This is a genomic window from Streptomyces flaveolus, assembly GCF_044765825.1.
GTDB lineage: Bacteria > Actinomycetota > Actinomycetes > Streptomycetales > Streptomycetaceae > Streptomyces > Streptomyces flaveolus.
On sequence record NZ_JBIWKU010000008.1, the window covers coordinates 83,673 to 105,470 of the forward strand.

At 73.7% G+C, this 21,798-nt stretch carries 21 protein-coding genes; 10 read left to right on the top strand and 11 right to left on the bottom strand.

Annotation, left to right across the window (positions count from 1 at the left end; translation table 11 throughout):
* Positions 1–84: 84 nt before the first annotated feature.
* Entirely contained in the window at positions 85–780 is a 696-nt protein-coding gene (locus ACIRG6_RS24005) for a L,D-transpeptidase family protein (RefSeq protein WP_403324515.1), read from the top strand.
* 31 nt (positions 781–811) lie between these two features.
* Here the strand turns inward: ACIRG6_RS24005 and ACIRG6_RS24010 are convergent, their stop codons facing one another.
* Complete coding sequence (locus tag ACIRG6_RS24010) at positions 812–2,014, bottom strand: Gfo/Idh/MocA family protein (RefSeq protein ID WP_364681526.1); 1,203 nt, start codon at positions 2,012–2,014, stop codon at positions 812–814.
* 286 nt (positions 2,015–2,300) lie between these two features.
* On the opposite strand from ACIRG6_RS24010, the gene ACIRG6_RS24015 reads away from it, so the two are divergent.
* Positions 2,301–2,486, top strand: a complete 186-nt coding sequence (locus ACIRG6_RS24015) for a hypothetical protein (RefSeq protein WP_189232565.1) — start codon at positions 2,301–2,303, stop codon at positions 2,484–2,486.
* Positions 2,487–2,612: 126 nt separating this feature from the next.
* On the opposite strand, the gene ACIRG6_RS24020 is transcribed toward ACIRG6_RS24015, so the two are convergent.
* On the bottom strand, positions 2,613–3,977 hold the full coding sequence (locus ACIRG6_RS24020; protein WP_403324517.1) for a S1 family peptidase: 1,365 nt from the start codon (positions 3,975–3,977) through the stop codon (positions 2,613–2,615).
* Positions 3,978–4,073: 96 nt separating this feature from the next.
* The gene (locus ACIRG6_RS24025; protein WP_403324519.1) at positions 4,074–5,081 is read right to left on the bottom strand and encodes a hypothetical protein; all 1,008 of its coding nucleotides are present in this window, start codon (positions 5,079–5,081) and stop codon (positions 4,074–4,076) included.
* Between the two features lie 25 nt (positions 5,082–5,106).
* On the opposite strand from ACIRG6_RS24025, the gene ACIRG6_RS24030 reads away from it, so the two are divergent.
* Together ACIRG6_RS24030 and ACIRG6_RS24035 are read left to right on the top strand one after the other, a co-directional pair.
* Entirely contained in the window at positions 5,107–6,285 is a 1,179-nt protein-coding gene (locus tag ACIRG6_RS24030; protein ID WP_403324521.1) for a MalY/PatB family protein, read from the top strand.
* Positions 6,286–6,439: 154 nt separating this feature from the next.
* Positions 6,440–6,826 carry a PPOX class F420-dependent oxidoreductase gene (locus ACIRG6_RS24035; protein WP_403324523.1) on the top strand — a complete coding sequence of 129 codons (387 nt, stop codon included), beginning with the start codon at positions 6,440–6,442 and terminating at the stop codon, positions 6,824–6,826.
* Positions 6,827–6,835: 9 nt separating this feature from the next.
* Here ACIRG6_RS24035 and ACIRG6_RS24040 read toward each other — a convergent pair whose 3' ends face one another.
* Positions 6,836–7,249, bottom strand: a complete 414-nt coding sequence (locus tag ACIRG6_RS24040) for a Zn-ribbon domain-containing OB-fold protein (RefSeq protein WP_403324524.1) — start codon at positions 7,247–7,249, stop codon at positions 6,836–6,838.
* 294 nt (positions 7,250–7,543) lie between these two features.
* On the opposite strand from ACIRG6_RS24040, the gene ACIRG6_RS24045 reads away from it, so the two are divergent.
* Positions 7,544–8,380 carry an ATP-grasp domain-containing protein gene (locus tag ACIRG6_RS24045; protein ID WP_403324525.1) on the top strand — a complete coding sequence of 279 codons (837 nt, stop codon included), beginning with the start codon at positions 7,544–7,546 and terminating at the stop codon, positions 8,378–8,380.
* A 39-nt stretch (positions 8,381–8,419) separates the two neighbouring features.
* The gene (locus ACIRG6_RS24050; RefSeq protein ID WP_364822132.1) at positions 8,420–8,908 is read left to right on the top strand and encodes a flavin reductase family protein; all 489 of its coding nucleotides are present in this window, start codon (positions 8,420–8,422) and stop codon (positions 8,906–8,908) included.
* Between the two features lie 8 nt (positions 8,909–8,916).
* Here the strand turns inward: ACIRG6_RS24050 and ACIRG6_RS24055 are convergent, their stop codons facing one another.
* The 3 genes from ACIRG6_RS24055 to ACIRG6_RS24065 all read right to left on the bottom strand — a co-directional run bounded on the left by ACIRG6_RS24055 (position 8,917) and on the right by ACIRG6_RS24065 (position 13,104).
* Positions 8,917–11,343: a SpoIIE family protein phosphatase gene (locus tag ACIRG6_RS24055; protein ID WP_403324527.1), complete on the bottom strand. Its 2,427-nt coding sequence runs from the start codon at positions 11,341–11,343 to the stop codon at positions 8,917–8,919.
* Between the two features lie 147 nt (positions 11,344–11,490).
* Positions 11,491–11,874 carry a hypothetical protein gene (locus ACIRG6_RS24060; RefSeq protein ID WP_225632628.1) on the bottom strand — a complete coding sequence of 128 codons (384 nt, stop codon included), beginning with the start codon at positions 11,872–11,874 and terminating at the stop codon, positions 11,491–11,493.
* Between the two features lie 312 nt (positions 11,875–12,186).
* On the bottom strand, positions 12,187–13,104 hold the full coding sequence (locus ACIRG6_RS24065) for a MurR/RpiR family transcriptional regulator (protein ID WP_403324528.1): 918 nt from the start codon (positions 13,102–13,104) through the stop codon (positions 12,187–12,189).
* 183 nt (positions 13,105–13,287) lie between these two features.
* On the opposite strand from ACIRG6_RS24065, the gene ACIRG6_RS24070 reads away from it, so the two are divergent.
* Together ACIRG6_RS24070 and ACIRG6_RS24075 are read left to right on the top strand one after the other, a co-directional pair.
* Entirely contained in the window at positions 13,288–13,449 is a 162-nt protein-coding gene (locus ACIRG6_RS24070) for a hypothetical protein (RefSeq protein WP_350714801.1), read from the top strand.
* 88 nt (positions 13,450–13,537) lie between these two features.
* Entirely contained in the window at positions 13,538–13,939 is a 402-nt protein-coding gene (locus tag ACIRG6_RS24075) for a DUF3662 domain-containing protein (RefSeq protein ID WP_318215773.1), read from the top strand.
* A gap of 57 nt (positions 13,940–13,996) precedes the next feature.
* Here the strand turns inward: ACIRG6_RS24075 and ACIRG6_RS24080 are convergent, their stop codons facing one another.
* The 3 genes from ACIRG6_RS24080 to ACIRG6_RS24090 all read right to left on the bottom strand — a co-directional run bounded on the left by ACIRG6_RS24080 (position 13,997) and on the right by ACIRG6_RS24090 (position 18,607).
* Positions 13,997–15,622, bottom strand: a complete 1,626-nt coding sequence (locus tag ACIRG6_RS24080) for a phospholipid carrier-dependent glycosyltransferase (protein ID WP_403324647.1) — start codon at positions 15,620–15,622, stop codon at positions 13,997–13,999.
* Between the two features lie 32 nt (positions 15,623–15,654).
* Positions 15,655–16,335, bottom strand: coding sequence for a nucleoside/nucleotide kinase family protein (locus tag ACIRG6_RS24085; protein WP_364681508.1), 681 nt, complete (start codon positions 16,333–16,335; stop codon positions 15,655–15,657).
* A gap of 100 nt (positions 16,336–16,435) precedes the next feature.
* Positions 16,436–18,607, bottom strand: coding sequence for a TerD family protein (locus tag ACIRG6_RS24090; RefSeq protein WP_403324530.1), 2,172 nt, complete (start codon positions 18,605–18,607; stop codon positions 16,436–16,438).
* Between the two features lie 256 nt (positions 18,608–18,863).
* Between ACIRG6_RS24090 and ACIRG6_RS24095 the strand changes: the two genes are divergently transcribed.
* Positions 18,864–20,069 (top strand): NAD(P)/FAD-dependent oxidoreductase, encoded by a 1,206-nt coding sequence (locus ACIRG6_RS24095; protein ID WP_364681504.1) that lies wholly within the window; start codon positions 18,864–18,866, stop codon positions 20,067–20,069.
* On the top strand, positions 20,066–20,968 hold the full coding sequence (locus ACIRG6_RS24100) for an RNA polymerase sigma-70 factor (protein ID WP_403324532.1): 903 nt from the start codon (positions 20,066–20,068) through the stop codon (positions 20,966–20,968). Before ACIRG6_RS24095 ends, ACIRG6_RS24100 begins: the two co-directional genes overlap by 4 nt.
* A gap of 87 nt (positions 20,969–21,055) precedes the next feature.
* Here the strand turns inward: ACIRG6_RS24100 and ACIRG6_RS24105 are convergent, their stop codons facing one another.
* Positions 21,056–21,589, bottom strand: a complete 534-nt coding sequence (locus ACIRG6_RS24105; RefSeq protein WP_350714788.1) for a GNAT family N-acetyltransferase — start codon at positions 21,587–21,589, stop codon at positions 21,056–21,058.
* Positions 21,590–21,798: the final 209 nt, after the last annotated feature.

Genomic DNA, 21,798 nt, shown 5'->3' on the forward strand with positions numbered 1-21,798 from the left:
CGGTCGGCTGTCTAGCAGGCGGGGATCGCACCACGGGCGACCTTCCGCCCACTTCACCGCTTCGACGCGAAAGGCTGACCGGCCATGGGGGACATACGCAGACGGGGTGCCGTCGCACTCGGGCTCACCGCACTGGTGGCGCCGCTCACACTCGCGCTCGGTGCCGCACCGGCGCAGGCCGCGAGCTGCACCACGCAGACGGGCCCGTACCAGAAGAAGGTCGAGAAGTTCCTCGGCCGCCCGGTCGACGGCAAGCAGTCCGCCGCCGACTGCAAGGCGACCCGGGCCTTCCAGACCAAGCACGGCATCACGCCGAACATCGGCTACGCGGGCTCCGTCACCTGGGGCGTGATGGACCTCATGCAGAAGCAGAAGGCCGTCGGCAAGAACCCGAACAAGTCGGGCAAATGCCCGGTCAACAAGGGGCGCATCGCCTGCGTGGACCTGACTCTCCAGCTGAGCTGGATCCAGGACGGCAAGAAGCTCGTCTACGGCCCGGTGCCGGTCCGCACGGGCCGCAACGGCTACGAGACCCGCACCGGCCTGAAGAAGATCTACTGGCGGCACATCGACCACGTCTCCACGATCTACAACGTGCCGATGCCCTACAGCCAGTTCTTCGACGGCGGTCAGGCCTTCCACTCGGTCGGCGTCAGCATGTGGAGCCCGCCGGGATCCCACGGCTGCGTCAACATGACGAAGACCGACGCCAAGAAGTACTGGTCGCTGCTGAAGAACGGCGACGACGTCTACGTGTACGGCCGCAAGCCGGGCACCTGACGGACCGGGCACCCGGGCGGGCACGGCCTCGTCACCCCCGTGGCGCGTCCCCGAAGTCCGGGATCTCCAGCCTGACCCCGCCCTGCCGCGCGGACTCGTGCGCGACGATGCCCGGCAGGGTGTAGCGGGCCGCGACCCACGCGTTGACGGGCGGCAGGGTGCGGCCCTCGACCGCCGTCACGAAGTCGTCCGCCAGGAAGTGGTGGCTGCCCTCGTGCCCGTTGTGCAGACGGTCGAAGGACCGCGGCAGCCGCGTCCGGTCGTGCACCGGTGCCGAACCCGAGGTGAAGGCGGCCCGCAGCTCCGGCGCGACGTGCCGGAGCGACGGATCGTCGGGCGCCGTGGTGGCCTTGGGCTCGAGCAGCTCGCTGATGTCCTCCACCCCGTTCTTGTCCTGCCACAGCGCCACCGTGGCGAGCTGCTCCATGCTCGCCTCGGTGCCGAAGAAGCGGAAACGGGACTCCCGGATGAACGACGGGTAGCCGACCCGCCGGAACTCGTTCGTACGGAACGACCCGCCGCCGGCCACCTCGAACAGCGCGGTCGCGTTGGAGACGTCGTTGTCGAACCGGCTGACCGACCGGTCGAAGACACCGTCCCCGCGCTCGTCCACCACGCCGATCGCCGAGACGCTCACCGCGTGCGTCTGCCAGGCGCCCAGCACCCCGCCCACCGAGTGCGTCGGGTAGAGCAGCGGCGGATAGCTGGCGGTGGACTTCCACTCCTCGCCCCCGCTGTACCGGTAGGCGTCGTAGAAGCCCAGGTCCATGTCGTGGACGTAGTCGCCCTCGGCGTAGAAGAGCCGCCCGAAGGCGCCCTCGGCGATCCGGTCGCGGGCGTGCACGGTGGCCGGGTGGTAGTGGCTCGTCTCACCCATCATGTACGTCAGCCCGGTCACCTCGACCGCGTGGATGATCTCCGCGATCTCCCGTGCGCTGATCGCCATGGGGACCGTCGAGTACACATGCTTGCCCGCGCGCAGGCCCTGGAGCACCAGCGGGCCGTGGGTCCAGCGCTGCGTGAAGATCGCGACGGCGTCGACCGCCCTCGACTCCAGCATCGCCTCGTAGGTGGGGAACGTACCGGTGAGCCCTTCGGCGGCGGCGAGCCGCTCGGCCCGCTCCGGGAGCAGGTCGGTGACGTACACGTCGCTCACACCGGGATGGGCCAGGAACAGCCTGGCGAACTGACCGGAGAACTGACCGGCACCGACGATGCCGAGGGAGAACGTCATGGAGGGCGAGTCCTTCGCTGGTCGCGGGTGGGGGGACGGCCGCCCGGGTGACGGCCGTCACGTCGATGCCGTACCCAGCCGCGGTGCGCCGGCACCCTCACCGGCCGTTCACCGCCGTGATGCGCACGACATCGATGAAGGCGGGTCATGTGCGCCAGGACACAGCCACGGTGAACGAACTCGCCGGTGGGCCTTGACAGATGGGAAGATCGACGTGATCAGCAACACGGTCCGGTATGTCCGTTTGGCTCGCGATTACTCACATCGTCTTCACGTCGGGCGCCGTATGCTTCACAGCATGTCCACCACTGTTGAACCCTCCTCCGAGCGATCGGCTGCCGAGGTCAACGAGGAGATCCGGGCCCTGTGGCTCCGGTCGGGCGGGACACTCAGCGTCGAACAGCGCGAGGAGTACCAGCGGCTCGTCCTGGAGTGGGCCTCCGCGGCCCCCGAGCCGGCGAAAGCCGCCTGACCGCCTGAGGCTCCTCGGCGCATCGCAGCCCCGGCCCCCGGCACCCCATGAGGGGTGCTCTTCTCGTAACGGCCCCGGCCCTCCGCCGCGGCGCCGTCGGCTTCGTCCGTCGGCGCCCACCACGGCCTAGCCCCACGTCGCCGAGTAGTGCCGCCGGTACGCCTTGCGGTCCTGCTCCGCGCGCAGCCACCGGGTCGCCGCCAGCGCGATCAGGCTGCCCGCGATCACCAGCAGACCGGGGCCGACATTGCGGCGGTCCGTGAGCCGGGACAGCAGAGTGGAACCGTCGACACCCGTCACCGGCGCCGGCGCCCCCGGCGACGCCGCACCGGGAGCGGCGCCACCGGAGGACGGCGGCGACGCGGGCGCGGCCCGCTGCCCGGACCCGTCCGGCGACGAGACGATCATCCGCATGCCGAGCGACGTCAGGGCCTCCGTCACCGGCTGGAAGAACGTCGTACCGCCCCTGGCGCAGTCGCCGCTGCCCCCCGACGTCACACCGAGCGCGATCCCCTCGGAGAACATCGGGCCCCCGCTGTCCCCGGGCTCGGCGCACACATTCGTCTGGATGAGGCCGGTGACCGTGCCCTCCGGGTAGTTGACCGTCGCGTCGAGCGCGGTGACCTGACCGTCGCGCAGGCCGCTCGTACTGCCGCTGCGGAACACCAGCTGTCCGACGGCCGCTTCGCCCGTGCCCGTGATCCGCACCCCCTTGCCGTCGCCGACGGCCACCACGTCGGCGCCGTCCCCCGCCCTGCCGTTGGCGTACTCCACCAGGGAGAAGTCGTCCCCGGGGAAACTCCCGGCGACCGTCCTCCCGAGCTGCCGGTCGCCCCCGCCGTCCCCGAACCAGACCGACCCCGTCGGCCCGCAGTGACCGGCGGTGAGGAGGAAGTCGCTCCGGCCGTCGGTCACGTTGAAGCCCGCCGAGCAGCGGCCGGCCGTCGACAGGATCGGCCGCGCCCCGTTCAGCCGCGTCGTGAACGCGCCCTCGGTGCGTTCCATGCGGACGAAGCCGCCGATGCCCTCCGCGACCCGGGTCAGCCGTGACCAGTCGGCCCCGGAGACGGTGCTGTCACCCCGTACGACCACCTCGTTCGCCCGGTAGTCCAGGGCCCACGCCGTCCCCGCCACCCGGGGTGCCGAACGCAGCGCGGACGTCGCCGACTTCAGCTCCGCCATGCTGTGCGGGACGACCTTCGCCGCGGCGCCCGCGCGCCGCACCTCGTCGGCCGCCGCGTCGTCGGTGACCGCGACGACCGGCCGCCCGTCGGGGCCGACCCAGTGGCCCGCCGTACGGGAGGCGCCGAGGCGTGCCACGAGAGCACTGCCGGTGCCGGACGCCGGCAGCGCCAGCGTGTGCGGGACGGCCGGGGCGCCGGGAGGCTCGCTCGCCACGGCCCGGGTGACCATCGTGCCGCCCAGGAGAAGTCCGCCGACGGCGGCCAGCCGTGCCACTCGCCGGACGATGCGTCGTCGTGCGTGCCTCATGCGTGCGCTCCCGAACCCGGATACGCGGCGTCACCACCGCGGGGGCCTGCGGACGTCGAGCGCCCTCCCTCCATACGGGCCCGGGGACGGCCGCGTTCACTCCCCGGCGAGCCGCAGCCAACTGTCCTCGTCGCCCCACACGGAGGCCGCGTCGAGGTAGGGACGCAACAGCCCGGCGAGCACGGCGTCACCGCGTCCGCCCAGCGCGTCGGAGGCGATCGTGCGGGCGATCCCGGCCAGGAAGTCGGCGAGTTGGACCCGCGCGTCGAGGCGGGCGTGGACCAGCCGCAGCCCGTCGAGGCGGACGCCGCCGAGCCGGGCCCGCTCCTCGATCCAGGCGATGCGCTCGGGTGTGAGGGTGTTCTGCCGGTCGTGCACCAGGCGGACCGGTCGTCCGGCCGCGCTCCAGTGCGCCGCGGTGGCGACGACGGCCGGCAGCAGCGGCTCGAGGACCGGGATCGGCGCGGGGCCGGCCGTGAGACGGGCCCGGTAGGCGTCCGCGCGGGGCCGGGCCGCCGCGAGCCGCTCCAGGGTCCCGGCCGGGCCGGACGGCGGCCGGGCCGCGCGCAGCACGTCGACCGCCCGGAAGAAGGCGTCCACGGGCGCCGCCCGGTCCTCGGCGTCCGTGCCGTTGCCGTTGCCACGCACCCACAGGAGCCGGTTCGCCGACGTCAGGAACTCCCGCCAGCTCTCCTCCCCGAAGACCCGCCGCCCCGCCCGGAACAGGAGGAGCGCCCCGGCCGGATCGCCGAGCAGCAGGGCGACGGTCCGGTCCACCACGAAGTACGCCTTCTCGGTGAGGTGGACGTGCGCGTGCCCGTGGATCGGTCCCGACGGGCCGAGCAGCCACTCCAGCACGGGCCGGTGCTTCTCCCGCAGCAGATGGTTCGCCTTGTACTCCTCCGCGGGCGACCGGATCCGGCTGCGTACCGTCAGCACCGCCTCGGCGGCCGAGGCCGCGGGCAGGCACACACTGGCGTGCGCGAACACGTCGGTGTTCCCGCCGGTGAGGTTCTCCCCGTCCGACCCCGACTCGTCGCACGCGACCTCCAGGAACGCCCCGGCCGGCGCCCCCGGCACCCCGTCGTCCCGCTTCCCGGTCACACCACGGCCACCTATCTTGAGCCCCATGACCAGGATCCCGCAGGACCCGCCCGGTGAACCCGACCCCCTGCGCGCACTCACCCTCGACCGGCTGCGCCGCCGTACGAGCATGAAGTGGCGCACGCATCCCGCGGACGTGCTGCCGCTGTGGGTGGCCGAGATGGACGTGCCGCTCGCCCGGCCCGTCGTGCGCGCCGTCACCGACGCCATGGAACTCGGCGACACCGGCTACCCCGCCGGAACCGCCTACGCGGAGGCGCTGGCCGCCTTCGCGGGCAAACGCTGGGGCTGGGACGACCTCGCCGTGGAACGCACCGCGATCGTGCCCGACGTGATGCTGGGCGTCGTCGAGATGCTCAAGCTGGTCACCGGCCCCGGCGACCCGGTGATCGTCAACCCGCCGGTGTACCCGCCGTTCTACCAGTTCGTGACACACCTGGACCGGCGCGTGGTCGAGGCGCCGCTCGGCGCGGACCTGCGCATCGATCCCCAGGTGCTGGAGGACGCCTTCCGGCGGGCGGTCGCCGGCGGCGGGCGGGCCGCCTACCTGCTGTGCAGCCCGCACAACCCGACCGGCACCGTGCACACCGCCGAGGAACTGGCCTCCGTCGCCGCCCTCGCCGAGCGGTACGGCGTCCGGGTCGTGGCCGACGAGATCCACGCGCCCGTCGTCGCCGAAGGCGTGCGGTTCGTGCCGTACCTGAGCGTCCCCGGCGCCGAACGCGGCCTGTCGCTGATGTCGGCGTCCAAGGGGTGGAACCTGCCCGGACTCAAGGCGGCGCTCGCCCTCGCCGGGCCCGGTGCCGCCGGCGACCTGGCCCGGATGCCCGAGGAGGTCGGACACGGTCCGAGCCATGTCGGCGTCATCGCCCACACCGCCGCCCTGCGCGACGGCACCGCCTGGCTGGACGCCGTGCTCGCCGGGCTCGACGTGAACCGGAGGCTGCTCACCGACCTGCTGGCCGCGCACCTGCCCGGCGTCGTCCACCACCCGGGGGAGGCCACCTACCTGGCCTGGCTCGACTGCCGCGCGCTCGGCCTCGGCGACGACCCGGCCCAGGCCTTCCTCCACCGCGGCCGGGTGGCGCTCAGCCCGGGCCCGGACTTCGGCACCGGCGGGGCGGGACACGTCCGGCTCAACCTCGCCACCTCCCCGGAGGTGATCACGGAGGCGGTACGCAGGATGGCGTCGGCCCTGACCTGAGCCGCGGCGCGCGCACGTGTCGCGTACAGGTAACGCGTTCGAGCGGGCGGGCCCAGGGGGTGTCGTCCGGATCGGGCCGCCTCCAGGCAACGGTGCCTCGAAACCGACCGCGACCCCGGCACGATCCGAGTGACACCCCCTAGACTTCCGGACCATGGACGAGGCGTCACTGGCCCGGCTCGGTGCCGGTAAGTACCTGTTGGTCACCAGCTACCGCAAGAACGGCACCCCGGCCGCCACCCCGGTGTGGGTGGTGCGGGACGGGGACGTGCTCGGCGTGTGGACGGCCGCCGACTCGTGGAAGGTCAAGCGCATCCGCAGGCGTGCCGACGTCCTGGTCGGCCCCTGCGACGTGCGGGGCAATCCGACCGGCGACCAGATCCCCGCGACCGCCGAGATCGGCGACGCGGCCACGGCCGGCCGCTACCGCGGGCTCATCGCCCGCAAGTACGGCATCCTCGGGCGGCTCACCCTCTTCGGGAGCCGGCTGCGCCGGGGTCTGGACGGCACCGTGGGGATCACGATCACGCTCACGCCGTGACGGCCCGGCTCAGGTCCAGGCGCGGTACGGCTCGTCGACCAACTGGAAGACCGGCTCGCCCCGTACCGGGTCCTTGGCCGTGGACAGCCGCACCCGGTCCCCGCTGTGGATGCCGATGAGCGGGCCGGTGACCCGGCCCCGCAGGACGAAGCCCTCGGCCATCTCGATCAGGGACACATTGCGCGCGGCGGGGGTGTTGCGGTGCACCACCGTGGCGTGGCGCACCGTCCCGGTGCCCTCGCTGCGCTCCGTGCGCAGGTCGCTGCCGCGGCAGACCGGACACAGCAGCCGGTGGTACATCGAGGTGCCGCACCAGGTGCAGCGCTGGAACCAGATGGCGTCGGTCTCCGGGGCCTTGGGGGCGAGCACGGCCGTCGCGGAGCCGGCTGCCTGCTGAGCGACGCTTCCTGAGGGGTGGTACACGCTGTCAACTCCCTGCACTCGGGCCGGAATCCGGCGTGCGCCGGTTGCCCGGGCACGCGTGTGCCCGGCAGACCGTGCCACCGTGCACGACGACAGAATATGGCACTGAGTGCCACTCGTAAAGACGCTGCATGCCGCTGAATTCCTGGCCCGTGTGGGGGTGGTGCGGTGGTCGACGAGGGAAACGTGGCACTGAGTGCAGGGAGAAAAGGGGAGTCCGAGGAGCCCGCCACCTCCTCCCAAGTGATCGCATACGATCACTTGCGGTCATCCCGAGGAGTTCCGGAGTTCCGTATGCCGTCCGCCCGCCCCCGCGTCCTCTACGTCACCGACCTCGCCTATCAGGCCCAGGGGCGGCGCTACTGCGACGAGGACATCTTCCTCACCTCCCGGCTGCGCGAGGACTTCGACCTGGCCCTGTGCGACCCGCGCGACGCCGCCGCGCTGCTGGAAGGTTTCGACGCCGTCGTCGTCCGCAACAGCGGTCCGGTGCTGGGCCACCGGGCCGCGTACGACGCCTTCCGCGAGCGGGCGGCCGAGTGCGGTGCCCGCATCTACAACCAGCTCACCGGCCGGGCGGACATGGCCGGCAAGCAGTACCTGCTGGACCTGACCGCCGCCGGCTACCCCGTCATCCCCACCGCCGACCGGCCGGAGCACCTGGACCGGCTGCCCGCCGCCGAGGAGTACGTCGTGAAGCCGAAGCTGGGCGCCGACTCCCTCGGGCTGCGGTTCGTGCCGGCGGACCGCGTCCGGGAGGCGGTGCGCGCCGAAGCCGGTGACGTCCTCGTCCAGCCGCGCGTCGACTTCGCCTACGAGGTGTCCTTCTACTTCGTCGACCACGACTTCCAGTACGCCCTCTACGCGCCGCACCCCGACCGGCGCTGGCAGCTCGAACCCTACGAAGCCACCCCGGACGACCTCGTGTTCGCACGGCGGTTCATCGAGTGGAACGGCATCGAGCACGGCATCCAGCGCGTCGACGCCTGCCGCGCTCCCGGCGGCGCGCTGCTGCTGGTCGAACTGGAGGACCTCAACCCGTACCTGTCGCTGGACGCCCTCGACGAACCGCGCCGGGACGCCTTCGTCGAGGCGGCCAAGGCGGCCCTGCGCCGGCTCCTCGACACCTGACGGACGCGATCCGTCCCCGTCCGTTCCGGCCCGCCTAACATGGCGGGCATGGACGTGTTTCTCGACAGGCTCGACCCGGACATGTGCGTGGTGACGGCGGCCGCGGGAGGGGAGGAGGCGGGCTGTCTGGTCGGCTTCTCCTCCCAGTGCTCCATGAACCCCGTGCGGTTCGTCGTATGGCTGTCCGAGGTCAACCGGACCTTCCAGGTGGCCCGTTCCGCCGAGTACCTGGCCGTCCACGTGCTCGCCCGCGGACAGCACGGACTGGCCGAGGTGTTCGGCGGGCAGACCGGCGACGACGTGGACAAGTTCCAGCAGGTCCGCCGGCGCCACGAGTACGGCGGGGCGGTCGTGCTGGACGACGTCGAAGCCTGGTTCGTCGGCCGGGTCGTGGAGCGGGTCACCGGAGGCGACCACGTCGGTTTCGTCCTCGACCCCGTCGAGTGGGGCGGGCGCGAGACGTCCGGCGGGCCGCTGCTGCGGCTCGGCGACGCCCTCACCATCGAGCCCGGCCACCCGGTGGACTGACGCACCGCCTACGACCGCCGTGCCGGAGCGTCCGGCACCTGTATGTCGAGGACGCAGACGTCGTCCCGCAGTTCGTCCCCGGGCAGCAGCGCGGCCAGCAGCGGCTCCAGCGTGCCCGCCGCGTCGGCCTGGTGGGCCGCGGCGGCCCTGGCGAGCCGCTCCAGACCCTGGTCGATGCCGTCGGGAGGCCGCTCCACCAGGCCGTCCGTGTACAGCAGGAGACGGTCGCCCGGCTCCAGGAGGCACTCCGCCTCCGCGTAGACCGGGGTGGTGCTCGCCCCCAGCAGGATGCCCGGCGGCCGGTCGAGGTAGCGGGCCTTTCCGGCGCGCAGCAGCAGCGGCGGCAGATGACCGGCCTGTGCCCACACCAGCCGTCGGCGCTCCGGTGAGTAGCGCGCCAGGACCATGCTCGCGGTGCCGTGGGCCCCCCGGGAGTGCAGCAGCAGGGCGTTGAGGCGGGCCAGTGCGCCGGTCAGCGAGGAACCCGTGACGACCATGCCCTTGGCGGTGAAGCGCAGCTGGGCCATCGTGGCGACGGCGTCCACACCGTGACCGGCGACGTCTCCGACCACGAACAGGGCGTCCCCGTCCGGGAGTTCTATGGCGCTGAACCAGTCGCCGCCGACCAGCACACCCGCCTGCGCGGGCAGATAGGCGACCTCGACGCGCAGCCCGGCCGGCCGCACGGGGCCCCGGGGCAGAGGCAGCAGCGCGTCCTGCAACCGGGCGGCCAGCGTCCGTTCGGCCAGCAGCACGTCGTGCTGGGTCAGCATCGCCCGCTCGCTCTCGACCAGCGCCAGCTCCGCCCGGCGCCGGGCGGTCAGGTCCTGGACGAAGCCGTGCACCTCGACGGGCGTGCCCTCGCCGTCCGTCACGGCCTCCGCCACGATCCGCAGGTGCCGGACACCGGCCGGCGTCCTGGTCCGGAACGGGACGTCGCACGGCCGTCCTTCGCGCGTCAGCTCCCCCACGGCCTGGGTCAGCGCGGGCACGTCGTCCGCCAGCGCGAGGCCGGGCAGGCCGGCGAGGGCGACCGGGCCGCGTGCGGGATCGCGGCCGAAGATGGCGAAGACCTGGTCGGACCAGGCGGCCTCGTGGGTGACCAGGTCCCAGTTCGCCCAGCCGAGGTTGCCCAGTCGTTGCAGATCGGCCAGCCGCTGCTCCTGCCGGTCGGAGGCGTCGAACCGGACCCAGGACAGAACGAGCCCGTCGCCCAGCGGAGCCGCCCGCACCGAGTACGTGGCCGGCTCCGCGGCACCGTCCGCCACGTCCCGGTGGGCGAACGGCTCGCCCTCGTACGGTTCCCCGGTGGCCAGCGTGCGCAGGCAGGCCTGCCGCAGCGGCTCGGCCACCGCGTCCGGCAGCCACTGGGGGAGCCGCCGGCCGACCGGGTCCGTGCCGTCGCCGCGGGCGAACGGCGCGGCGTGCGGGGTCGCGGCGTCGATCCGGAAGTCCTGGACCCGCCCCGATGGCGCGCGCACCGGGGTGAGCAGCACCGCCGCGACCGGCAGGGCGTCGAACACCCGCCGCACGGCGTCGGCGGCGCCGGTCCCGGCGGGCTCCGGCCGGCCGCCGAACGTCCGCAGCCACCCGGCGCACAGGCGGGCGACGGCCCGCAGGCGGGCCCGGTCGGCGGGCGTGAAGGGGGCGTCGTCGTGGCGCAGTACCCCGAGGCACACGTCGCCGGGCGGCACCGGCAGCCAGGCCTGCGACCGCCCGTGCCCGGACGGATCACCGGCCGGCGGCCACCGGTCGCCGTTCCGCCCGGTGTCGTCCAGCCAGCGCGGTTCACCGGCGCGCAGGGCCTCCAGCGCGGGGATCCCGCTCCACGGCGACACCTGCTGCCACCGGGCGGCAAGCGTGTCGTCGATTCCGGCGTGGCCGACCAGTTCGAGGCCGCCCGAGGGCAGCCGGGCGTAGAGCACCACCGCGTCCGCGCCGACTGCCGGCGCGAGCCGCTCCCTGAGGCACCGGGCGAGTTCTCGCGGGGAGCCGACGCGCACCAGGGCCTCGGCGAGGCCGGCCGGCGCGGCCGAGGCGTCCTCCGAGAGGCCGTCCTCCGACAGGCCGTCGTCCGAGACGTCGTCGTCGGGGAGGCGCGGGGCAGGGGGCACGACCGAGACGCCGGAGCCGGCGGGCCCGGGGGCGCGGTGCGCGCCGGGCGGCGGGGACAGGGTGCCGAGCGTGATCCAGCACTCCTCCAGCAGCGGGCGCCGCTGCGCCTTCGCGCGCTGGGTCAGCGTCTCGCGCGCCGCCTCGGCGGAGACGCCGGTGAGCGCCATGACAGCGCCCTCGGCCCGCGCCACGACGGCCGCCGTCGTGGCGAGGTCGCGCAACCGGTCGATCTCGGCATGCTGTCCGGCGACGACCCGGGCCGGTGTGGCCAGGTCGGGCGCGGCGCCGGAATCCGTCGGCGTGGCGTGCTCGCTCGTCACGCGACGAGCATGGCACATGGACCGGGCTTCGATGACCGCTCGTCGGAAGGTGATTCCTCCGCCGGTCCCGCGACGAGGGGCGGACGTGCGCCGGCCGCCCCGGGACGTGCGCCCGGAGTGACCGTCCCGCGCCGCCGAGGGCGCGGGTCAGCGCCCGGCCGCACCCCGCTCGACCAGGGCCTCGGTGACCGCCCGCACGCTGCGCGCGATGTGCTGCAACTGCTGGAGCTCCGCCGCGTACAGCTTGATCGTGTGCTCGATGACCGACTCGGGCAGGCCGAGCCGCGGCAGGTCGGCCCGGGCGGTCTGCAGGGCGGTACGGGCCACCCGGAGCTCCTGCTGGACCTGGATCTGCGCATGGCGGGCGAGCAGGACGGGATGCCGGATCAGTGCCGGGTAGCCGGCGTAACGGGCCGGCACCAGCTCGCGCAGCCACTTGGCCGCCGAGCGCTCCCAGTCGTAGCTGCCGGGGCTCTTGACCTGGCACGGCCAGTCCGGGCTGATGCGCGTGGTCGTCAGGGGCATGATCATCGCTTCCGGGTGTGCGGCGTCGACGGGGTGCTGCGACGTTGTGAGGCGGCCCCGGCCTAGGGGATGACCGGGACCGCCGCGGGCGCTCGCGCAGGCGATGCCCGACCGAACACCCGGGGCGCCGGAGCGGGTAGGAGTCGGCGGCCAGGTGTTCGCGCAGGTGCGGACGCGGTCCGGGCGTCCGGGTCGCGATCCGTGAGCAGTATTTATATATGCCATCTGCTTTGCAAGACGTATGAAAACATTCATGCCTGCTTTGACGGCGACCGAGCGACCGGGCGCCCGGCGGCCGGGGCAGCGGGGGAGGGGGACTCAGTCCCGCAGGAAGAAGTGGTGCTGCTCGGCGATCTGCTCGTACTCCTCCAGCCGGGCCTGTGTCCGTTCCGGATCGGCGTCGGTCATGGCCTGGAGCAGCGCCGCGCACATCACGCCCGGCGCCGCGTACGAGTCGAAGACCAGCCGCGACCCCGTGCCGGTGGCGAAGGTGACGTCGGCCTCGTCGACCACCGGACCGAGCGCCAGGTCGGTGATCAGGGCCACCTTGAGTCCGGCCCCGCGGGCCACCCGGACGGCGTTGAGGGTCTCCTGGGCGTGCCGGGGCAGGGAGAAGGCCAGCACCCAGGCCCCGCCCGCCTCGCGGGACTGCAGCAGGGCGTCGTAGGCGACGCTGCCGCCGCGGGTGACCAGCCTGACGTCGGGGTGGACGCGGCGGGCGGCGTAGGCGAAGTACTCGGCGAGCGACACGGAGATGCGCAGCCCGAGGACGGTCAGCGGCGTCGACGCGGCCAGCTTCCGGCCGGTCTCGATGACCTGCCCGGGATCGGCGAAGTCGCGCCGCAGGTTCTCCAGGTTCTCGATCTCGGCGTCGACGGCCGCCTGCAGTTCGTTGCCGCCGTTCTCCTCGGCCGGGGTGCCGCCGCGGCCGCCCAGCGTGATCGACTGGAGCCGCTCCCGCAGCGCCGGGTAGCCGCTGAAGCCGACCGCCGACGCGAACCGTGTCACCGACGGCTGGCTCACGCCGACGCGGTCGGCGAGGTCCGTGATCGACAGGAACGCCGCCTCGGTGAGGTTCTCGATCAGGTACTGGGCGATGCGCCGCTGGCCCGGGGAGAGCCGGGGGCGGTCGAACAACGTCCTCAGCTGGGACGTGGGGGAGACCTCAGTTTCCGGGGCCGCCCGTCCCGAGGTGATCGCCGATGCCTGCGCGCGTGCCTGCTGCGGCGATGGCACGGGTGCGCCTCCTTTGTCTCCCACGGAGGTCAACATAGCCCACCGGCCGCGCCCACAAGGGCGCTGTCCAGGGCGATCGGGACCCCCGCGCACGGGCATCCCGTCCCTCGGGGGATAGCACCGCGCCGGGCGGGAACCCGCCGCCACGGAAGACCCCGACACCAGCGACGAGGAGCCTGAGTCATGACCGTCCCGGAAGAGAACCGGCCGAAGACCGACACCACCGACGACGTTCTCGACCAGCGAGACGAGAACGCCCCGCGCCCGCCCGGTGGCACCGGCCGGACCATGCGCGAGGCCCTGGAGGAGGCCCACGTGCGCCCCGACGACTACGACGAGCGATGACCGCACCGCGGCCGCGCGCCGACCGCGCGTCCCCCACGGCATCCGACCCCGAGAAGCATCCGACCCCCAACCCCGGCAGGTGACACGCATGGGCGCCATCAGCGCGCTGGAGAAGGCCCTGGAGAACCGTTGGGAAGCGCTGTGGGCGCGGGTACTCGACAAGGAACCCGTCGAGATCCTCGACGCCCTGCGCACCGAGTGCGACAACAACGCCGTGGTCTGCGCCGAAGGCCGGGTCATGGTCCCCAACGCCTACGACGTCGAGCTCGACGAGGTCGTCCACGAGGAACTGACGCGCCGTGACGGCCGGGTGGGCCAGGTGCTCACCGACAGCCTGGTCCAGCACGCCGAGCGGCGCGGCTACGAGTGGGCGGGCCCGCTGGCGGTGCACGTCGGCAAGTCCGCCGACGTGCCCAACGGCCGTTATCGGGTGGCGAGCGGCGTGCTGCCGCACGTCAGCGCCGAGGAATTCCCGAACGCGGCGTCCTAGCGGCGCGCCCGGCGGTCACGCCGCGCGGCCGCGTACGCCGTGCGCGTCGCGCGCGTCTCAGCGGCGGTAGACCGTGATCGAGTGACCGACGTCGTCGACAGGCCGGCTGCTGTCGATCAGCGCCGCCAGCCGCCCCGTCGCCTTGGCCGCCGCGGAGTCGGACACGACCAGCAGCCCGCGCACCTCACGCGCGGGCACCGACCGCGGGTCGGCGGCCTCGATGCCGTAGTGGGACGGCACGCCGCTGCCCTTGTAGACCAGCCAGACCCGCTCGCCCGGGTACCGCTCGCGCAGCCGGTCGGCGAGCCGGCCCAGGTCCTGGCCCCAGTCCACGGCCGAGTCGTGGAGCAGCAGCCGGGTCCTGGCCGGTCCGCCGAACGCCTCGTTGGCGTACGGCAGGTAGTACGGGTACGTCCGCACCGAGCTGACCGCGACGAACGCCACCAGCGCGAGCGTCACGGCCGGCGCGCACCGCACCCGCGCCGCCAGGACACACCCCGCCGCCACCGCGAGGAACATCGGCAGGAACAGCGCGTACCGGGTGCCGAAGTTCCGGGAGCCCGCCATCGCGGACGCCAGCAGCACGGCGGCCGGCGGCAGCAGGTACGGCGCGGCCGGCCGCAGCCGGCGTACCGCCACCACGGCGACGGACCCGGCGGCCCACAGGGCGAGCGCGCCCAGCGGGGTCTTCACCAGGAGCGCGGCCGGCAGGTAGTACCACAGCGAACCCGTGTACAGCCGGCCGAACAGGAAGCCCTGCCACGGGTGGCGCTCCAGGCCGAACTGCAGCCGCATCCCGTCCCGGTAGGCCTCCGGGAACGGCAGCAGGTCCACCACCACGCCCTTGAGGCCGGGTACGCCGGGCAGCGCCTGGCCGGGTGTCCCGCGCAGCCGCGGATCGACCGCCAGGTACGTGGCCCACACGACGGCGATCGCGGTCACCGCCACGACCAGGACGCCCGCCGTCGCCCGCACCGCCCCGCGCCCGCGCACCCGTGGCCCGGCCGGCAGGGCGGCCAGGACCAGCAGCACCGGCACCGCGGGCAGAGTGCTCGCCCGGGTGGCCAGGGCGGCCCCCAGCGCGGCCCCGGCGAGCGGCAGGTACAGCCGGGGACGGCGCCGGGCGCGCCACAGCAGCCACACCGACGTCAGCACGAAACCGGCGGCGGGCGCGTCGAGGGTGGCGAGCGAGCCGTGGGCGACGACGTCGGGGGAGAGGGCGTACAGGGCCAGGGCCGCCAGGCCGCCCGCCCGGCCGGCGAGTTCCCGGGCGAACGCGAACACCACCAGCCCGAACAGCAGGGTCAGCGCGATCACCGGGAGCCGCGCCCAGAGCATCAGCCGCCACGGGTCGTTGCCCGACTCGTACAGCAGATGCCGCCCCCACGCGCTCTGGTCGCCCTCGAAGGAGGGGTCGGCGCGCGGACCGGCGAGCGCGACGCCCACGCCGACGACCAGCTTTCCCAGCGGCGGGTGTTCGGGGTTGTAGCGCAGCCGGTGCTCGCGCACGTAGTCGGCGGCGGCCCCCACGTACACGGGTTCGTCGATCGTCGGCGTCTGCCGTACGGCCGTGGTCACCATCGCGAAGGCCATCTGGGCGAGCAGCACGGCCACGAGCACCGGCACCGTCCACGCCCCCGCGCACCGGCGCCACCGGGGGTCCGACCGCTCCTCGTCCGTCATGCCCACCGGTACGTCGTGCGACGCGGCGGAGTTCAGCGCGGCGGGGCGACGCGGGCCAGTGCCGTTTCCGGTACGACGAGGTCGGCACGGTCGCGGGTCGCGGCCACCAGGTCGGCGTTGCGCTGGTCGGTGCCGAGCACCCAGGCCACCGCTTCCTCGGGGGACTTGCCGAACTCCTCGTGCCGGGCCACCAGTCGGCGGACCCGCTCCTCCTCGGGCACCTCGCAGAACCACACCTCGTCGAGCCAGGACCGCACCCGCGTCCACGCGCCGGTGCCCAGCAGAAGGTAGTTGCCCTCCGTCACGACCAGCCGGGCCGTCGGCGGCACCGGGACGGCCCCGGCGAGCGGCTGCTCCAGCACCCGCTCGAAGCCGGGCGCGTAGACCGTGTCCCCCGCGTCCCCTCCGCCGGCGCTCCCCTGCTCGCGCAGGCGGCGCAGCAGTGCCGCGTACCCGGCCGCGTCGAAGGTGTCCGGCGCGCCCTTGCGGTCCCTGCGGCCGAGCCGGTCCAGTTCGGCGTCGGCGAGGTGGAAACCGTCCATCGGGACGTGCGCGACCCACGTCCCGTCCGTCCCGTTCAACTCCCGCACCAGGGCCTCGGCGAGCGTCGACTTCCCGGCGCCGGGACTCCCGGCGATGCCGAGGATCGCGCGCCGTCCGCCGCGCGGGAGGGCACGGGCCCGGGTGAGCAGGTCGTCGAAAGTCAGCGGCACACCGCAGAGTGTGCCACCCGACGGCCGGCCGCCGTCCGGGTCCGGCCCCGTCCCGCCGCCGACGAGCGGGGTCACGGCGACCCCCGCCGGGCGACGGGGCTCACGCCCGGGGCTCGATGGCCCAGCGGCCGGACGTCCGGATCTGGAGATATCCGCTCGGAATGCGCTGCAGACCGGAAGCCGTACTGATCCGGCGTACCGGTTCCAGGCGTTCGTCCAGTTCCCACAGCACCGGCAGGGAGGCCCCGCCGAGCGCGTCGTGCTGGATCATGACCTCGGTCTCGGGGCCGACGTGGCGTACGACGCCGTAGCCCTGGCCCTCGACGGGCGCCCGGTCCAGCACCGGCGCGGTGGCGAGGGCGGCCGGCTCGATCCGCCAGCTGCTCTCGTCGGTCGCCCAGACCTGGACGTAGCAGTGGCCCGCCTGCGTCACCCACAGCGGCCCGGTGACCGGTCGGCGGCGCGTCGTGTCGGCGGAGATCTTCGACCGGCCGTCGGCCTGGACCGTACGGGTGGTCACCACCTGGTCGCCGGAGACGGTCCGGCACAGGCCGAGCAGGGCGGGCGGCCCCTCGTAGCGGAAGACCGTGCTGCCCCGGCCCTCGGCCGGTCCGGTGAGCAGGGGCGCCTGTTCCACCGGCAGCAGGCGCAGGCTCCAGCCGGCCACGTCCGCCAGCCGCAGCCGCACCTGGGACTCGCCCTTGGTGAACAGCAGGGTGCGGCCGTGCTCCCCGTGGCGGTAGCCCTGCACCAGGTCCTCTTCGTCGTCGTACTCGTCGACCAGCAGCAGCCGGTGGCCGAGGCCGCCGCTGGTGCCCGGGCAGGCGTACTCCAGCAGGGCAGGACGCCCCGGGGTCGGGTTGACCAGCGTGAGTGTCTTCTCGCCGCTGCCGGTGTAGGCACCGGCGGCCTGTGCGGCGGCCTGGTCGGGCACGTGCAGGGGACGGGCGCCGAGCTGCCAGGCGCCGTCGGCCTCCAGGAGCAGCAGGAGCGGGCCGTCGGCGATCGGGACCGTCTGCCGCAGCCGGTCGGTGTCGTTGACCAGCAGGTCGCGGTCGTCGAGGTCGTGCAGGCGTGACGCCTCCAGGCTCCACAGGCCGAAGTATCCGCCGCCGTCCTCGTCGCCGGCGAAGTCCACGTCCAGGTCGGCCACGGGCCCGGTGTAGGCCACGACCTCGGGGCCGTACCCCTGGAGGGGGCCGGGGCCCAGGCGGCGGAGCACCGACAGGGGCTGCACGAGCACCGTCCAGTCGTTGTCCGCCTCCACGCGCAGCCGCAGGGGGCGGTCCTTCGGGGGCTGGACCAGGATGCGGCCGCGGAAGTCGCGCAGGGTGGAGTTGAACAGCAGGTCGTCGTCCTTGTTGCGACGGTTGAGGGTGTGCATGCCGAAGTAGCCCTCGCCCTGGTGCCAGGCCTCGACGACGACCGCTCCCGGCGGCAGGGGCGCGTCCACGGAGACCACGCCGTTGCCCTGGCCGCGCTGGGTGTACGGGGGGAATTCGGGGCCGAAGGAGTGGGGCACGGCGTCCGCCGGGGCGGGGGCGGAGGGTGCGGCCGGGGCCGTGAACTGCGGTGCGACGTGCGGTGCGACCGGTGGCGCGTCCGGCGTCTTGACCGGCGGTACGGCCGGTGCGGGGTGCGCCATCGGGGCGGCGAGCGTCGGGGACGGGGCGGGCGCCGGCGTCGGGGACGGGGCGGGCGCCGGGGGCGGGACGGGCGCCGGGGTCTGCTGGACCGGCTGGGCCGGTTCCGCCACGGCTATGCCGAAGTCCGTGGCCAGTCCGGCCAGTCCGGACGCGTACCCCTGGCCCACCGCCCGGAACTTCCACTGCCCGTTCCTGCGGTAGAACTCCCCGAGCACGAACGCCGTCTCGTTCCGTGCGTCGTTCACCGCGTAGTGCGCCACCACCGCGCCGTCGGCCGTCAGGGTCTGTACATGCAGCCCGGGCACCTGGCCGAAGACCCCGCCGTCGCAGGACCCGGCGATCAGCACCCGCTGCACGGCGGGCTCCACGCGCGGCAGGTCCACCTCCAGCCACTCGGCGAGCTGCCCGCCCCCTTCGGCCGTACCCGCGTGGCGTACGGCCCCCGACGGGTGCGCGGGCTGGTTGTAGAAGACGAGGTCGGCATCGCCGCGCACCTTGCCGGCGGCGTCGAGCAGCAGGGCGGAGGCGTCCACGGCCGGTGCGCCCGGAACGTTGTGCCGACAGACCGCGACCCGCAGGAGAGCTGCGGGGACAGGGGTGTTGGCGCCCTTGGTGATGTGCGTCATGAGGCACATGGTGGCAGTGAAGAAGCTGTGCGGTCGATGGTGGGGACAAGTGGGGACCATCGCTCCGGAAGACCGTCGCCGGCGCTCGCCCCGTGCCTCGATCGCCGGCCGGGAGACGTTGACGCGCCCGCTCGAACGCCACGCGGTCCCGGCGGGAAGGCGTTGTGTGTGGCGCGCATCACATTCGGGTCATGTCACGTTCAGGCCGCCTGCTCCCATCCGGTGGGTGTCAGCAAGCGAGCCGAGGAGGACCGAAGTGAGCGCACAGCAGGAGACCGGCACGGCGACCGCGCACCGCGTGGTGATTCTGGGAGCGGGATACGCGGGCATGGCCGCGGCCGTTCAGCTGGCGGCCCGGGTGAAGGGACGCGAGGACGTGCGGGTGACCGTGGTGAACGCGCGGGAGCGGTTCACCGAGCGCATGCGGCTGCACATGACGGCGACCGGGCAGCGGCTCGCCGAGCTGAGCGTCCCGGAGCTGCTGGAGGGCACGGGCGCGCGGTTCGTACGCGGCTGGGTGACGGCGGTGGACCCGGACGCGCGGACCGTGCGGATCGACGACGACCGGGTTCTGCACTACGACACGCTGGTGTACGGGCTCGGCGGCACCGCGGACACCTCGGCGGTGCCGGGGGCCGAGGACCACGCGTACACCCTGAGCAGCGCCCAGGACGCCGAGGCGCTGGCCGACCGGCTGGCGCGGCTCGGCAGCGGCACGGTGGTGGTCGCCGGCAGCGGACTGACCGGCATCGAGGCGGCCGCGGAGATCGCCGAGCGGCACCCGCGGCTGCGTGTGGTGCTGCTGGGGCGGCAGGAACCCGGCGTGGCCATGAACCCGAAGGCCAAGGCGTATCTGCACGCCGCGCTCGACCGGCTGGGCGTCCACGTGCGCGCCGGCGTCGAGGTGATGAAGGTGCTGCCCGACGCGGTCGAGCTCGCGGGCGGGGAGGTCATCCCCGCCGACGCGGTGCTGTGGACCAGCGGCACGCGCACCTCGCCGCTTGCGGCCGCCGCCGGGCTGACCGTCGACGACCGCGGACGCGTCGTCACCGACGCCGCGCTGCGGTCGGTCTCCCACCCCGAGGTGTACGCCATCGGTGACGCGGCCGCCGTCCGCCAGGGGTACGGCGTCATGCACGGCACCTGCCAGGGCGGCATGCCGACCGGGGTGCATGCCGCGCTGTCGATCGACCGGGTGCTCAGGGGCAAGAAGCCCAAGCCGTTCCGTTTCGGCTACTACCACACGCCGGTGAGCCTGGGACGCGGGGATGCCGTGGTGCAGTTCACGCGGCCCGACGACAGTCCGCGCCGGTTCTGCCTGACGGGACGTACGGCCGTCCGGTACAAGGAGACGGTGACCGCTTCGCCCTGGCCGACCTACGGCCGCATGAGGAAGATGCCCGCCTCGGGCGCCGTCTGGCCCCGCGGGGGCCGCTTCACCCGGGGCGGGCAGGGCGCGTGACCGGCCAGCAGGTCTTCCACGAGCACCGGCGGCTGCTGTTCTCCGTGGCCTACCGCCTCCTCGGCAGCGCGGCCGACGCCGAGGACGCGGTCCAGGACGCCTGGATCAAGTGGTCCGCCGCGGACCGGTCGCAGGTGGCCGACCCCAAGGCGTACCTGACGCGGATCGTCTCGAACCTGGCGCTGGAACGGCTGCGCTCCACCCGGCACAAGCGCGAGACCTACGTGGGGCCGTGGCTGCCGGAGCCCATCCTCACCGGCGGGGACGCCTCCGAGGCCGTCACGGACGCCGAGTCGGTGTCGATGGCGATGCTGGTGGTGCTGGAGACGCTCAGCCCGCTGGAGCGCGCGGTGTTCGTGCTGAAGGAGGTCTTCGACTTCAGCCACGCCGAGATCGCCGAGGCGGTGGAGCGCTCGGAACCCGCGGTGCGGCAGGCCGCGCACCGGGCCCGCGAGCACGTACAGGCCCGGCGCCCGCGCTTCGCCACCGACCGGTCGCGGCAGCGCCGGGTCACCGAGCGGTTCTTCGCCGCCGCGACCGGCGGGGACGTCAACGCCCTGATGGAACTGCTCTCCCCGGACGTCACCCTGTGGACCGACGGCGGCGGCAAGGTCCGCCAGGCCCTGCGCCCGGTGGTGGGCGCCGCCACGGTGGCCAACTGGTTCGCGGCCATCGGGACCGTCACCTACCAGGGCGTCGAGCCCGCCGACATGAAGGCCGAACTCGTCGAGATCAACGGCGGGCCGGGCGTGGTGTTCAGCGGGCCGGGACGCGTGATCGCCACCCTCACCTTCGACTTCGACGCCGAAGGCCGCATCACCGCCATCCACAACGTGGCCAACCCGGACAAGCTCCACGCCGTCACGGGCGGCACCGCCTACGACATCGGGACGGGGTGAGCGGCAGAGGGGGGTCGGCCCGGACTTCCGTACCCGGGCCCGACTGCGGTCTCCGTCATCCCACGGCCCTTCGCCGGGCCGGTCGGTTCACGCCTGGAACTCGGTGAGATCGATGGCGTGAACACGCAGCGGATAGCCGTACACCGGGTGGGCCGTCTCGCGTTCCGGCACCATGCCGAGCTTGCGCACGACGTTCTCCGAGGCGTCGTCACCCACCTGGCTGATGCTGATGACGCGGTCGAGGCCACGGTCCTGGAGTGCGAACTCCAAAGTGGCCTGGGCGGCTTCGGACGCGTATCCCTGGCCCCAGAACTGTGAGCCGAGCCGCCAGCTGATCGCCACGGCGGGCAGCACCTCCGGCAGGAACTCGGGCACGGACAGACCTGTGAAGCCGGCCAGTTCGCCCGAGGCCAGCAGTTCGACGGCGAAGAGCCCGAAGCCCTCCTCGTCCCACTCCTCCTCCCACCTCTCGATGGACTCCGCCGTGTGGTCCAGGTCGTGCACGGAGCCGTCGTCGATCCAGTGCATGACGCGCGGGTCCGCGTTGATGTCCGCCATCGGCGCGAGGTCGTCCTCGTGCCAGCGGCGAAGAAGGAGGCGGGGGGTACGGATCTCGGTCATGGGCCCATCCTGCCGCAGGCACCGCGCCTCATCACGACGGGCTCCCCGTACGGGGCGGAGCTGGCACCCGCGGGGGCCTCATGGCGGGGACGCCCTCACCGGAGGCTGTCGAGGCGCCCCTCGCTGTCCGAGGCGACGCGGGATATGCCGCCACTCCCTGGGTACCTGAGCCCAGCGGTGCGCCGGACATGGCTCACCACGGGCGTTCG

Coding starts and splice junctions, on each gene's coding strand:
- ACIRG6_RS24060 (WP_225632628.1), bottom strand. CDS start 11,874: ATGATCATGCCCCTGACGACCACGCGCATCAGCCCGGACTGGCCGTGC.
- ACIRG6_RS24105 (WP_350714788.1), bottom strand. CDS start 21,589: ATGACCGAGATCCGTACCCCCCGCCTCCTTCTTCGCCGCTGGCACGAG.
- ACIRG6_RS24070 (WP_350714801.1), top strand. CDS start 13,288: ATGACCGTCCCGGAAGAGAACCGGCCGAAGACCGACACCACCGACGAC.
- ACIRG6_RS24030 (WP_403324521.1), top strand. CDS start 5,107: ATGACCAGGATCCCGCAGGACCCGCCCGGTGAACCCGACCCCCTGCGC.
- ACIRG6_RS24075 (WP_318215773.1), top strand. CDS start 13,538: ATGGGCGCCATCAGCGCGCTGGAGAAGGCCCTGGAGAACCGTTGGGAA.
- ACIRG6_RS24015 (WP_189232565.1), top strand. CDS start 2,301: ATGCTTCACAGCATGTCCACCACTGTTGAACCCTCCTCCGAGCGATCG.
- ACIRG6_RS24045 (WP_403324525.1), top strand. CDS start 7,544: ATGCCGTCCGCCCGCCCCCGCGTCCTCTACGTCACCGACCTCGCCTAT.
- ACIRG6_RS24090 (WP_403324530.1), bottom strand. CDS start 18,607: ATGACGCACATCACCAAGGGCGCCAACACCCCTGTCCCCGCAGCTCTC.
- ACIRG6_RS24010 (WP_364681526.1), bottom strand. CDS start 2,014: ATGACGTTCTCCCTCGGCATCGTCGGTGCCGGTCAGTTCTCCGGTCAG.
- ACIRG6_RS24050 (WP_364822132.1), top strand. CDS start 8,420: ATGGCGGGCATGGACGTGTTTCTCGACAGGCTCGACCCGGACATGTGC.
- ACIRG6_RS24005 (WP_403324515.1), top strand. CDS start 85: ATGGGGGACATACGCAGACGGGGTGCCGTCGCACTCGGGCTCACCGCA.
- ACIRG6_RS24035 (WP_403324523.1), top strand. CDS start 6,440: ATGGACGAGGCGTCACTGGCCCGGCTCGGTGCCGGTAAGTACCTGTTG.
- ACIRG6_RS24080 (WP_403324647.1), bottom strand. CDS start 15,622: ATGACGGACGAGGAGCGGTCGGACCCCCGGTGGCGCCGGTGCGCGGGG.
- ACIRG6_RS24020 (WP_403324517.1), bottom strand. CDS start 3,977: ATGAGGCACGCACGACGACGCATCGTCCGGCGAGTGGCACGGCTGGCC.